Consider the following 12422-nt stretch of genomic DNA (forward strand, 5'->3'; position numbering starts at 1 on the left):
GTGTCTATAATTAAAAGTTTTTCAGTAGGAAATGGTGATATGTGTTATATAAAGCATAATAGTGATAATTTCACAATCATTGATTGTAACATTAATACTGGAAATGCCAAAGGCATTATAGAAGAAATAAAAGAGCAATCAGCTCAAAAGAGTATAATGCGATTTATTTCAACTCATCCTGATGAAGATCATTTCGGGGGTATTCATCTGCTTGATGATGAAATAAAAATCCATAACTTTTATGTAATAAAAAATAAAGCGATAAAAAAAGATATTACAGTTTCATTTGAGAGATACTGTTCCTTACGTGATGATTGTGATAAAGCTTTTTATATTTCTAAGGGATGCACACGTAAATGGATGAATAAAAGTGATGAAAACCGTTCAAGCTCAGGAATAAGTGTTCTATGGCCTGAACTAAATAACCCTTTCTTTATTGAGGCGTTAAGTGCCTGCGAAACAGGTGAAAGTTATAACAATGCCTCAGCAGTAATTAGATATAGCCTCAATAATGGTGCCAGCATAATGTGGTTAGGAGACCTTGAAACTGAATTTATGGAAAATATTGCTAATGACATACACTTAGAAAAAACCACAATTGTTTTTGCAGCACATCATGGTAGAAAGTCAGGAAAAATACCAGATTCATGGCTGAAAAAGTTAGATCCTCAATATATTATCATCGGAGAAGCCCCATCTCGACATTTAAATTACTATACCGGATACCAAAAAATAACCCAAAACAGAGCCGGTGATATTACAATGAAATGCATCGATGATAAAGTTCATTTTTACGTATCGAATGCAGCCTATGAAAAAGACTCTTTGATTGATGAACAAGTATATGACGCATCTCTCGGGCACTACATCGGCTCACTTACAGTAGAAAAAGAATATACGTTATAGATTCACATTCAAAATGCAATATTAATCTCTATTTTTAAAAAATAAGAGTATAATTTCAAACTATACTCTTATTACTAAGAACTAAATACTAACTATCAGCACCGACAGCCACTGCACTTGTAACCATCCTATTACCATAATGTCTTGAAATAACTGAGAAAATAAAGGTCATTATGAAAAGAAAGGCAAGCACAATCCATTTTATATGCAAGCCATCAATTGAAATAAATTTCAATAAACCAGCACATAAAAACATAACTAAGGTTGCGCTACATAAATCTCTAAATAAAAGAAAATTTTTATGAGCATCAATCACCTGAGCACTTGAATCAGTTTTCTTATAAATATTTTTATACCAAAAGGGATTCCTATCTTGCTCTGGCATATCATGCAGAAAAAGCTCAGGCCATTTGTTTTGTAAATCATTCATGTTCAGACGTTCATCTTTACGACAAAGTTCAATAACTCTATTTCCTGGCAATACTCGTTTAACCCGCCAAAAGACCAGAATATGTTTGAAGTTTTGAGGAATGATATTAACTAATAACAACGATATGACGGATACCCCTCCAGAGATACCGAGCCCCGCATAAATATTCTTGATATTAACATATCCTTCGATGCCTAACTGAATTAAAAATATAACAACGCAGAGTACAGTTATAACTGCATATATAGTAGTTTTATTCGATTCTTTTAAATTTTTAGTTTCACTCATTAAATCACCTTTTCGTGATATGCCATATCATTGGAAGACAATTATAGCTAAAAACCGTGAAGATCTCCATCAACAAATTGTTTGTAAGATAAGCAAGGGCTAACTTTAAGAAGCTACGCTTATTAAAGTTTCCCTTGTTTTTTCTCCTTTCAGTCGAAAAAATACGCACACACTTCTTAAAGAGACTATAAATAACCATTTATTAAATTACACTGAAAGATGCAGGTCATAGTCTTTTTTTATCAAAATTTCCAGAACGTAATTTTCCAGCATTTGAAATGATTAATTCTTTTTCTTTTGAAGCAATTAGCGAAGGTATATCTACCGACATAAAATTTAAATTATCGCACCACCAATTCACAAATATATACACATTCTGGCTCATAAGCCTATGAGCTTCCGAAAAATAATTCTTTGCAAACATCTCATTTATTGATTTCAAACTCTCAACTTCTGTCTTATTTACGATAATTCTAAACATATCTTCACTTGGATATGCATTAATTTCGCCTATCCCTATATTTAATCTCTCGAATAATCCTTCCATAAGCAAATCAATCTCATTGAATGCTGAAATATATTTTTCCATATTCCCTCCGCCTTGTTATTATATTTCCCACAAGTTATCTGATCATTATAAAATGTCAAGAGTAATGCTGATAAATAAACATATATCAATAAACACCACTTGACATTACAGCAAATAAAGAATAATAAATTTATAAAAATAAAAAAGGAGTTTGTATGTTTGAAAATAATACTGGCGTCTACAATTACAAAAATAAAAACATTGATTTAAAATCCAATAACGCTAATTTATATAGAGATAAACTAAGGCAACACTGTGTTAGTGTTAGACTTAATAAAGAGGAATTACAATTTTTAAATGAAAAACGAGGAAACATAAGAAAAGGTGAATGGCTTCGAAAGAGCTTTCTGAACACAACCCCCACCCTCATTCCTCCAATCAATCTCGATGCCTGGAAAGAATTAGGGAAGATATCGCAAAACCTAAATAAGCTCAATATCCATCTTGATAACAAGAGTGATGGAAGCTGTTTGACAAATACAGAACTTTTTGCCGTTAGACGTCAAATCTCTGAGCTTCGTTTGCATCTCATAAATATTGATCTTTGGAGGATATCTGATGAAGGGAATGCAGAAGATTAAAAGAGGAAAATGTTTCTCAGGAATTATTCACTATGCTTTGAAATCAGTATCTCATCATAAAACTGTACCAAGAGTAATCGGTGGAAACATGCTGGGAAGCTCTACTACTGAGTTAATCGATGAATTTAATACAGCCAAAAAGCTTCGAGAAGATATAGTAAAACCGGTGTGGCACAATTCACTTCGATTACCAAAAGATGATACGCTTACAGATTATCAGTGGTCTAATATCGCTGATGATTACATGGCACGTATGGGTTTCTCGGAAACACATCTAAAATGCTATGTTCTACATGATGATATTAGCGGTCAACATATCCACATTATCGCCTGTCGTATTGATCTCATTGATGGCAGAGTCTACTTAGGTAAAAATGAAAATCTCATCAGTACACGTATTATCCAAGAACTGGAAGAAGATTATAAATTAACCCGAACTAGAGGGCCATCAGCTATTGGAGCGCAATCATCTAAGTCGAAAAATAAAAAAAGTCGTGGTGAGGATATGTTGGAAAAAAGAACTGGTAAGCCATGTTCTAAAGTCATAATCCAGGAAGCCATTGAAACCTTGCTTGTCAAAAATCTTTCGACTATAGAATTTGTACATCAACTCAAAGAAAAGAACATTGTAGCTGTTCCAAACATCTCATCTACTGGTCGTATGAATGGATTCTCGTTTAAATATGGAAATATGGCTTTCAAAGCATCGCAATTAGGAAAAACCTACTCATGGCCTGCTCTACAGAACAGGATCAATTATATTCCAGATCGCGACAACGGTTTTCTTTTCAATTTAAAAGCATCTTGCAGTGAAACTCTTGATATGATACCTCCTTCTGGGATTGTAATAGAAGAGGTTAATCCCACGATAGAAATGCTTGCACTTTGTAAAACTTCTCATGACGATAGATACGATACCGATTATACCAAAGAATGTATCTCGACAATTCCTAGTAATAGCGAAGGGCTGTTAACTGATGCTCAAAAATTAAGCTTAGAAATACCTAAGTTTAGATGGCTAGAAACAATTCCCTATATTGATGCAGTTATTAGTCTACTAAAAAACATCAAAATACTAACACTTAAACGCCCTAAAAACCCTAGTATTATCAGCAAGATAAGGATTACGAAGATAGCCCCTTTATGCCTCGCCACAACAGATGAGCCTGTCTCGGTACACCGCAAACGATCACCATCATTGTAGGCATAACTTTTCTTTTTCGGTCTTTGGATGGATAGAACGCGCATCACAATCGATCGTTTATACCGATCGATAAATCATTCATGATAGCCTATAACTATCATTATTACTCAATCGATCGGTACAAGTGATTTGCCTTCTTTTCAAAATCAGTCAAAATGAAAATTTGTAATAACCGACATAACAGACTGATTTATCTAGGCTATTTATTTACAACCGAGAAAAGTAGATTTTTTATGTCCAGTTTCAGCACATTCAAAAGCTTGAATTGCTTCATACATCGAATATGAACGTCATTTACTTAAAAGGAATCGGTATGAGCATTTACTCTATGAAGAGCAACAGTAAACAAGCAGAAACTGTTGCTCCTAAATTCGTTTTCTTAGGGGAAACCTACGAGTTTGTTGAAACTTTTTCAGGCGAAGTCATCGAATCATTTAATGAACAGATCTTAGTAAGGAATGATTCAGGTGAGGAAACAAAAATTTCTGACTACGGTATTACATTCAGGAATTCACACCGCATTCATAAATATGAGTTGCGCCAATATAGTGGATATGAGCGGTGTAGTGTAAATTACGATGCTCTGATCGTAAATGAGAATACAGGTGAGTATAAAGTAAATTTAAGCAGAAAACTCATTGTCATACCTGCATTCATGACAATGTTATTAAATAATGTATCAATGGCATCACACTACAAAGTGATGCCTGTTCCCAAACTTTTTTATATCCTTTTCACTTTGCTTTGCTTAGCTTCTTTCATTGCCTTCTGTATTTTACTTGCAGGATATAAAGATGGGTATGTTTTCAATGAACACAAATATGAGTGGTTAACATATCTCCTATCTCGCTCAGCAACTTTTATCTGCATCCAATGGATGAAAAGAAAAAGTTCAAGGTTTGATAACGAAATCAGAAATATTATTTATAATTTAGTTAAAAATAAAACATCATCATAAGGATAGTCGATTTATATAAGAAAGAATAATTATCTCCTCATTCACATTTCTGGTTCTGGTTGGCTGCTCCTCGGTTGAAAATCAGTCCTTAAAAATAAGACGCAAAACAGTGTGAAGACGAAACTACTAAAAGATAAGACTTCTAATAGAGCAAAAGCCTGTATCAAATCTACAGGCTTTTACTATCATTACAACCCATATTTTTTTCTCTTATTTTTCATTGATAAATCTCTTTGTAACTGGAAAGCATCATACTTCTTTTTTTCCTGAACATAGACCTTCTCTGATTGGCTACCATTATCGACAATAAAATTAATAAGCAAAGAGCATATTTTCCTTATACGTCTCTTATCAATTAAATCATCATCTAACTTATTAATAAATTTATAGTATGAATAGAGTAGAAACGTCAAAACAACATCACTATTAGAGAATTTTATCTTTTCAATTTCTTGCTTATATTTAATATAAAAGCCAGAACAAAATAGATATGATTGTTCGATGACTTTTTGTTGCGGCACTCCAGATTCTGATATTTTACTCACAAACTTATCGAGAATAATTAAATACCTCTCCATAAGATCAAGCTTTGTATTTTTCATATTAACCTTTCCTATTATGATAAAAACCTTGAATTATTAATACAATTATCACATTTTTTACAAGTGTCAATAGACACTAATCATCCGTACAATATTACACAGTGAGATTTTATCTGCTGCACATAACACTAAAGTTATTTATTTAATGAGAGAAGAATTATTCGGTTTTATGTGATGCTAAATATCTTCTATAATACCCAATCGCACTGTGCTGTGTAGTATTCATCTTTTGAGCCACCTCTTTCCATTTCAAACCGGACGATCTCAACTGAAATGAAAGACTTCTTTTTTTAGATGCCTCTTTCAAGTAATCCTCACGAGAAATACCATAGTATTTAATAACAGTTGAACGTGATACTTCTGCTAATTTCGCTAAATCTTTCGCTTTTATTTTTTTACCGTTTATAATCATAATAATATCCTCAATGCTTTTTCTAATTTTTCTTTGGTATCAGTATTTTTTATTTTTCCAAAATTATTCATCCCTCGTTTAGATTGAATAATTGAAAACTGTTTTTTTGAGAAATTTTTCCACGTCCACTTACAAACGCTTTGGCAAATTTGCCTAATTTCATTATGTGATAATGGGTTGTTAGAGTTGCTCTGTTTGTTAATTATATCAGCCGTTAAATACAAATAATTATAAAATTCATGCTCATTTTTACTCTCTTGATATTTTAGTATATTTTTATATGCAATTACTCTTAGATCTTCTAATAAATTAACATTGCGCCCCAATCCATATATATTTCTTTTGTTGCTATCATTCTTTCTAATTACATCAGGAACAAAATCAGCTAAATAGTATAGATCATACGCTTTAATATCTGTCCACGTGGTTCTCCATTCAAAGATGTTAAGAGGGTTTTTCATTAGAATATCAGCGTAAGATTTATCTGCTTTTAATCTTTCTGTAAATCCACACTGCACAACAGAAGCTAATCTTAGTGGTTTTATTTTTGCAGAGTTTGTTTTTAATACTGGTATTTTTAGAGCATAAAGTAAATGAGCATGACCATTTATTGTATTTTGTATGATCGCATTTGGTTTAGGCAGTCCAGCCATATCCCATGCAATTGCCCCATATTCATGATCCACATCAAAAACAAAACCATTTATAAAATATTTATTGTTATATCCTATATATTTCTTTAAGGTAGCTTTCTCTCTCGGTTTCCTGTATACACCATCATTAAAATCATCACAGCATAGAGCATATTTTTGTATTTGGCTCTTGTATTTATCCTCATTATATATTTCTTTTCTCATTATCATCCCCCTCTCATATTACCCCTCCGAATATCATTAAATACCTCTAATTAAAAAAGGAGTGTTATATATTAAATTATTTACCACTCTATAAATAATACAATATAAAACATTGTCAAGTGTCTATTTTAACCATATCAGATATTATATGGTTTCTGGTTGGAATTTTATGTGTCAATAGCAATTAATAGAGAACATTTAATAGCCATGGATATATTAAAATAACAAAAAGAAAACTCTATAAATAATTTCAATCCAGAATAAAATGAGAGAAAATAGAAAAGTAAAGACCGTGATTTTTTTCTTGCTAATTTAGTATTTACTTATCTTTTTTATTTTTTAAATCTCTAAGAAATTATTGCTTCTATTATAGATTCTTATCACACACAGAAAATAAATCAATATTGCATACTGATATTTTAACTCAACCAGAAAAGGGTCTTTATATTTAACTCCCCAAGACATCATTCATTGTATATCTTTCTTGCGCTGCTTCTGAAGCATAGCTCAAATTATTTAGAATTGTTATGAAAATATTGTGCCAAATAATTCGTTCATTTTTATTTTCCCACTCTTTGAAAATAGCCTGCTCAACAGAAATCCAGACTATATCAACATTAGGCTCTGACAATAACTTTCTAAAAAGATCATCAGAGGTTGTCAAAGCATGAGATATTATTTTTTGTCCTGAAAAATTAGACAGCCAAAATGGATGTGGCTCACATAAATCGGTTAATGACGTAAATGTTAATCCACGGATTTGAGCTGCGTGCATAGTATTTTGGACCTTATGATTATCACGCCACGCTCGAAGATCTTTTAGCAAGTAATTTACTCGCTGGTTTCTCGCTTTGCTATTTTCTACTTGGTACTGGATATATGCTGGTCCCCCGCCATTTTGCCTATATCGAGCAAGTGATTTTACACTAATACCAAGATACAGAGATGCCAACTCAACATTAAGTGTCGCGTCATCAGGAATCTCACTAAAAAGCTTCCATACTTCTGAAAACTCTCTTAACGTCTCAACAACACTCATCCCTCTTTCCTTTCTGGTAATGGCGGATACTTCGCAGATGCTAAAAGTGCATTATACAATTTAGGTGCAGTCATTAGCATATGCAACTCAATCCTTTGAAGTGCCTCAAAAACTCGCTGATTATCTGGCACAGCATACCTTTCCGTAGGATCGGTGGTATTGCGGTGGTTAAGCAACTTTTTCACAACTGCATATGAAGTTAGCTCTTCTGCAACACGGCCAAAGGTTCTGCGCAGATCATGCATACCCAACTTCGTTATGCCTGCTTCCTGACAGATATACTCACGTAGGCTTTTACTGTCGGAATAGTGTCCAACCTTACTTCGTGATGAACGAGCCGGAAAAACCCATTTGCGTTTATCTGCTCGCTTTTCGTTATCGTTGACGATATCTCTTCGATCTTCCAGAATTCGCTTTGTAGCATCGCAGATTGGCAACTCATGGTCATTACGGTTTTTGGTGTCGTAGAATCGAATCATTCGGTTTTCAAGATCGACGTAGCTTGTCGTTCTGGCTTCCTCTTCTGTCAGAGTCTCTCGCCAGCACAGTGCAGCGGTTTCTTCTTTCCGGGCTCCAATCAGAACGGTTAGCAACAGATAATCACAACCCAACCGATTAAAACCTCGCTTATTGTGTAATGCAGTTAGAAAACGTCCCAGGGTATCTTTGGGAGACAATGGGTTTCGTACTCCCTTGGCACGATAGCTATCCTCCAGTTCAGATCGCGTTCTGAACTTCTTCTGTACCTTTAAAATTGAAAAAGGATTATAGGACAGCGAAGGTTGTCGTTGTTGTGTCTGGGCATTGCCAGCTTCAATTTCAATCGCATGTTTAACTGCAACATTAGCCCATCGGAAAGTTTGTTCAGCAGCCGTTCTTGCTCTTGAAGCAATTTCATCAAACTTACTAAGGATTTCAGTACCCGTAAGATCTTTTATCCGAAGGTTTTGCCATTCTTTCAACCGATTCTCAGCTTTGTCTAACACATTGAGAGTGTTTGGTTTAGCGGGTTTGGTTCTGCCAAGTAAGTGGCTCCTGTATTGGGCAAAAGCTTCACTCACGGTCAATTCAGCAAGATCGAGTTCCCTCTTAATCTTGTTGGGATTTCTCTTTGTTGCGATCATGGTCTGAACCAACTGTCGAGCTACCTCACGGGCTTGATCGATACTCGGAAAATCAGACACATTTCCAACCTTTACTTTCAAGACAGAGCTTGGCTTCTTACCCTCGCTGACATTACGATCTGACGAGGCTACTCTTCGCTGGATTACATAGGTTTTTTTCGTCAAACTGACCTTCACACCAAAGCCAACAGGTGAATCTCGATGATCGTCAAAAACTATGTAAGGCTTTTGGTCAGGGTTGGCTTCGAAAACGACTTTTCCAGAGCTACTGAGTTCAGGCTTAACATTAATACTTAACTTGTTGATAATAAAAGCCTGGTTGAGAGTTGTTTTCAAAGTATCACCACCATTTGTAGCCCAAAGAAGGAGTACAACCAATCTATCACGCCTTGGGCTACAAGTGAGCTACAAATTTATGGGTTTATGTGGGTTTAAAGGGGTTTTACCTGAGGCCACATGAGCACTTGAAAGAATTAAAAAATGAGTAAAATCAATATGAATGAAGACATTGATAAGGACTTCTCTAGCCACACGCCGATGATGCAGCAGTATCTGAAGCTGAAGGCACAGCATCCGGAAATCCTGCTGTTCTATCGTATGGGCGATTTTTACGAGCTGTTTTATGACGATGCCAAACGCGCATCGCAGCTGCTCGACATCTCGCTGACCAAACGGGGCGCATCGGCTGGTGAACCCATTCCAATGGCCGGTATTCCGCACCACGCGGTAGAAAACTACCTGGCGAAACTGGTGAATCAGGGTGAGTCTGTTGCCATCTGCGAACAGATCGGCGACCCCGCAACCTCAAAAGGTCCGGTGGAACGCAAGGTCGTGCGCATCGTCACGCCGGGCACCATCAGTGATGAAGCCCTGCTTCAGGAGCGCCAGGATAACCTGCTGGCCGCGCTGTGGCAGGACGGCAAAGGCTTTGGCTACGCGACGCTGGACATCAGCTCCGGGCGTTTTCGTCTGAGTGAACCGGCCGATCGTGAAACGATGGCTGCCGAACTGCAGCGCACCAACCCGGCAGAACTGCTCTACGCCGAAGATTTCGCCGAAATGGCGCTGATTGAAGGTCGTCGCGGGCTGCGCCGCCGTCCACTGTGGGAATTCGAAATTGATACCGCGCGCCAGCAGCTGAATCTGCAGTTTGGCACCCGCGATCTGATTGGCTTTGGCGTTGAAAATGCCCCGCGCGGGCTGTGTGCGGCAGGTTGCCTCCTGCAGTACGTAAAAGATACCCAGCGCACCGCCCTGCCGCATATCCGCTCTATCACCATGGAGCGCCAGCAGGACAGCATCATCATGGATGCCGCCACGCGCCGTAACCTGGAGATCACCCAGAACCTGGCGGGCGGCGTAGAAAATACGCTCGCGTCGGTCCTCGACAATACGGTAACGCCAATGGGCAGCCGTATGCTGAAACGCTGGCTGCATATGCCGATTCGCGATACCGCTACGCTGGTTTGCCGTCAGCAGACGATTGCCGCCCTGCAGGATCGCTATACCGAGCTGCAGCCGGTCCTGCGTCAGGTGGGCGATCTGGAACGTATCCTGGCCCGTCTGGCGCTGCGCACGGCGCGACCGCGCGATCTGGCGCGGATGCGTCATGCTTTCCAGCAGCTGCCGGAACTGCGTGCGCAGCTGAGTGACGTTGACAGCGCGCCGGTACAGAAACTCCGCGAAACCATGGGCGAATTTACCGAACTCCGCGAGCTGCTTGAACGCGCCATTATTGATGCGCCTCCGGTTCTCGTGCGTGATGGCGGCGTGATTGCCCCGGGCTACAACGAGGAGCTGGACGAATGGCGCGCGCTGGCCGACGGCGCGACGGACTACCTTGATAAGCTGGAGATCCGCGAGCGCGAGCGTCTTGGTCTCGACACCCTGAAGGTGGGGTATAACGCGGTTCACGGTTACTACATTCAAATCAGCCGCGGGCAGAGCCACCTGGCGCCGATTCACTACGTGCGCCGCCAGACGTTGAAAAACGCTGAACGCTACATCATTCCCGAGCTGAAAGAGTACGAGGACAAAGTTCTCACCTCGAAAGGCAAAGCGCTGGCGCTGGAAAAACAGCTCTATGAAGAGCTGTTTGACATGCTGATGCCACACCTGGCCGACCTGCAGCTGAGCGCCAGCGCGCTGGCGGAACTGGACGTGCTGGTGAACCTGGCCGAACGCGCGGAAACGCTGAACTACACCTGCCCGACCTTTACCGACAAGGCAGGCATTCGCATTACCGAAGGCCGTCATCCGGTGGTCGAGCAGGTGCTGAACGAACCGTTCATCGCCAACCCGCTGAGCCTGTCGCCCCAGCGAAGAATGCTGATCATTACCGGTCCGAACATGGGCGGTAAGAGTACCTATATGCGTCAGACGGCGCTGATTGCCCTGCTTGCCTATATCGGCAGCTACGTTCCGGCGCAAAACGTGGAGATTGGCCCCATCGACCGTATCTTTACCCGCGTCGGGGCTGCGGACGATCTGGCGAGCGGCCGCTCAACCTTCATGGTCGAAATGACTGAAACGGCTAACATTCTGCATAACGCGACGGAGCACAGCCTGGTGCTGATGGACGAAGTCGGACGCGGAACGTCAACCTACGATGGTCTGTCGCTGGCCTGGGCCTGTGCGGAAAGCCTCGCGAATAAAATCAAGGCCATGACGCTGTTCGCCACCCACTACTTCGAGTTGACGCAGTTGCCGGAGAAAATGGAAGGCGTGGCTAACGTCCACCTTGATGCGCTGGAGCACGGCGACACCATCGCCTTTATGCACACGGTGCAGGATGGCGCGGCAAGCAAGAGCTATGGTCTGGCCGTTGCGGCGCTGGCCGGTGTACCGAAAGAGGTGATCAAGCGCGCGCGTCAGAAACTGCGTGAGCTGGAAAGCCTGTCACCGAATGCGGCGGCGACGCAGATCGATGGTACGCAGATGTCGCTGCTGGTGCCAGCGGAAGAGACATCGCCTGCTGTGGAAGCGCTGGAGAATCTCGATCCTGATTCCCTGACGCCGCGTCAGGCGCTGGAGTGGATTTATCGGTTGAAGAGTCTGGTTTAGTTTTCTGCGGTCTGTTTTGTCGGGTGGCGGCTTCGCCTTACCCGACCTACAAAACCGTAGGCCCGGTAAGCGCAGCGCCACCGGGCAAAAGGCCGCACAATATTATCGCCCGGTAAGCGCAGCGCCACCGGGCTTTTTTTTAGAGCAGCGGCGGGATTGTCGGCACCTGCGGCGCCTCGTCAATATCCTTCTGCGTCATGCGGAACGCTTCCGGGTAGTGCTCGCGGCTGGTACGACGCAGCGGTTCGGTATCGCGCCAGGTATACAGACAATGCTGGCACTGGTAAACGGTCCAGACCCCTTTCACCGGTGACGTCGCCATCACTTCAATATGCTCATCGGCACAACGTGGACAAATCATCTTTTCCT

General features: G+C 40.2%; 13 protein-coding genes. 5 read left to right on the plus strand and 8 right to left on the minus strand.

What is annotated here, in order from left to right; all coding sequences use genetic code 11:
• Positions 1–906 (plus strand): hypothetical protein, encoded by a 906-nt coding sequence (locus tag C6A40_RS15070; protein WP_001513935.1) that lies wholly within the window; start codon positions 1–3, stop codon positions 904–906.
• Between the two features lie 88 nt (positions 907–994).
• Here the strand turns inward: C6A40_RS15070 and C6A40_RS15075 are convergent, their stop codons facing one another.
• Together C6A40_RS15075 and C6A40_RS15080 are read right to left on the minus strand one after the other, a co-directional pair.
• Entirely contained in the window at positions 995–1624 is a 630-nt protein-coding gene (locus C6A40_RS15075; RefSeq protein WP_001513936.1) for a hypothetical protein, read from the minus strand.
• Positions 1625–1850: 226 nt separating this feature from the next.
• Positions 1851–2213 (minus strand): hypothetical protein, encoded by a 363-nt coding sequence (locus C6A40_RS15080; RefSeq protein WP_001513937.1) that lies wholly within the window; start codon positions 2211–2213, stop codon positions 1851–1853.
• A 155-nt stretch (positions 2214–2368) separates the two neighbouring features.
• Here C6A40_RS15080 and C6A40_RS15085 point away from each other — a divergent pair, with 155 nt between their 5' ends.
• From C6A40_RS15085 to C6A40_RS15095, 3 genes are all read left to right on the plus strand, one after another.
• Positions 2369–2794 carry a hypothetical protein gene (locus C6A40_RS15085; RefSeq protein WP_042945965.1) on the plus strand — a complete coding sequence of 142 codons (426 nt, stop codon included), beginning with the start codon at positions 2369–2371 and terminating at the stop codon, positions 2792–2794.
• The gene (locus tag C6A40_RS15090) at positions 2772–3998 is read left to right on the plus strand and encodes a relaxase/mobilization nuclease domain-containing protein (protein ID WP_001513939.1); all 1227 of its coding nucleotides are present in this window, start codon (positions 2772–2774) and stop codon (positions 3996–3998) included. The genes C6A40_RS15085 and C6A40_RS15090 overlap by 23 nt, the downstream gene beginning before the upstream one ends.
• A 313-nt stretch (positions 3999–4311) precedes the next feature.
• Complete coding sequence (locus C6A40_RS15095; RefSeq protein ID WP_001513940.1) at positions 4312–4956, plus strand: hypothetical protein; 645 nt, start codon at positions 4312–4314, stop codon at positions 4954–4956.
• 188 nt (positions 4957–5144) lie between these two features.
• Here the strand turns inward: C6A40_RS15095 and C6A40_RS15100 are convergent, their stop codons facing one another.
• The 5 genes from C6A40_RS15100 to C6A40_RS15120 form a co-directional block, all read right to left on the minus strand.
• The gene (locus C6A40_RS15100; RefSeq protein WP_001513941.1) at positions 5145–5558 is read right to left on the minus strand and encodes a hypothetical protein; all 414 of its coding nucleotides are present in this window, start codon (positions 5556–5558) and stop codon (positions 5145–5147) included.
• 157 nt (positions 5559–5715) lie between these two features.
• A complete protein-coding gene (locus C6A40_RS15105; RefSeq protein WP_001513942.1) occupies positions 5716–5970 on the minus strand; it encodes a hypothetical protein in 255 nt (84 codons plus the stop codon).
• Positions 5967–6827 (minus strand): replication initiation protein, encoded by an 861-nt coding sequence (locus C6A40_RS15110; RefSeq protein WP_114191308.1) that lies wholly within the window; start codon positions 6825–6827, stop codon positions 5967–5969. Before C6A40_RS15110 ends, C6A40_RS15105 begins: the two co-directional genes overlap by 4 nt.
• A gap of 448 nt (positions 6828–7275) precedes the next feature.
• On the minus strand, positions 7276–7866 hold the full coding sequence (locus tag C6A40_RS15115) for a hypothetical protein (protein ID WP_042945971.1): 591 nt from the start codon (positions 7864–7866) through the stop codon (positions 7276–7278).
• Positions 7863–9326, minus strand: a complete 1464-nt coding sequence (locus tag C6A40_RS15120; RefSeq protein WP_024195068.1) for a tyrosine-type recombinase/integrase — start codon at positions 9324–9326, stop codon at positions 7863–7865. Before C6A40_RS15120 ends, C6A40_RS15115 begins: the two co-directional genes overlap by 4 nt.
• 159 nt (positions 9327–9485) lie before the next feature.
• Here C6A40_RS15120 and mutS point away from each other — a divergent pair, with 159 nt between their 5' ends.
• Positions 9486–12053 (plus strand): DNA mismatch repair protein MutS, encoded by a 2568-nt coding sequence (gene mutS, locus C6A40_RS15125; protein ID WP_114191312.1) that lies wholly within the window; start codon positions 9486–9488, stop codon positions 12051–12053.
• A gap of 139 nt (positions 12054–12192) precedes the next feature.
• Here mutS and C6A40_RS15130 read toward each other — a convergent pair whose 3' ends face one another.
• On the minus strand, positions 12193–12414 hold the full coding sequence (locus C6A40_RS15130; protein ID WP_003862116.1) for a non-oxidative hydroxyarylic acid decarboxylases subunit D: 222 nt from the start codon (positions 12412–12414) through the stop codon (positions 12193–12195).
• Between the last annotated feature and the right edge of the window lie 8 nt (positions 12415–12422).

Origin of the sequence: Enterobacter sp. GER_MD16_1505_Eko_090 (assembly GCF_003331015.1) — a bacterium.
Taxonomy (GTDB): Bacteria; Pseudomonadota; Gammaproteobacteria; order Enterobacterales; family Enterobacteriaceae; genus Enterobacter; species Enterobacter roggenkampii.

Excerpts from the sequence above, each read along its gene's own strand:
- C6A40_RS15095 (WP_001513940.1), top strand. The coding sequence starts at position 4,312 with ATGAGCATTTACTCTATGAAGAGCAACAGTAAACAAGCAGAAACTGTT.
- C6A40_RS15115 (WP_042945971.1), bottom strand. The coding sequence starts at position 7,866 with ATGAGTGTTGTTGAGACGTTAAGAGAGTTTTCAGAAGTATGGAAGCTT.
- C6A40_RS15080 (WP_001513937.1), bottom strand. The coding sequence starts at position 2,213 with ATGGAAAAATATATTTCAGCATTCAATGAGATTGATTTGCTTATGGAA.
- C6A40_RS15085 (WP_042945965.1), top strand. The coding sequence starts at position 2,369 with ATGTTTGAAAATAATACTGGCGTCTACAATTACAAAAATAAAAACATT.
- C6A40_RS15110 (WP_114191308.1), bottom strand. The coding sequence starts at position 6,827 with ATGAGAAAAGAAATATATAATGAGGATAAATACAAGAGCCAAATACAA.
- C6A40_RS15100 (WP_001513941.1), bottom strand. The coding sequence starts at position 5,558 with ATGAAAAATACAAAGCTTGATCTTATGGAGAGGTATTTAATTATTCTC.
- C6A40_RS15090 (WP_001513939.1), top strand. The coding sequence starts at position 2,772 with ATGAAGGGAATGCAGAAGATTAAAAGAGGAAAATGTTTCTCAGGAATT.
- C6A40_RS15075 (WP_001513936.1), bottom strand. The coding sequence starts at position 1,624 with ATGAGTGAAACTAAAAATTTAAAAGAATCGAATAAAACTACTATATAT.
- mutS (WP_114191312.1), top strand. The coding sequence starts at position 9,486 with ATGAATGAAGACATTGATAAGGACTTCTCTAGCCACACGCCGATGATG.
- C6A40_RS15130 (WP_003862116.1), bottom strand. The coding sequence starts at position 12,414 with ATGATTTGTCCACGTTGTGCCGATGAGCATATTGAAGTGATGGCGACG.
- C6A40_RS15105 (WP_001513942.1), bottom strand. The coding sequence starts at position 5,970 with ATGATTATAAACGGTAAAAAAATAAAAGCGAAAGATTTAGCGAAATTA.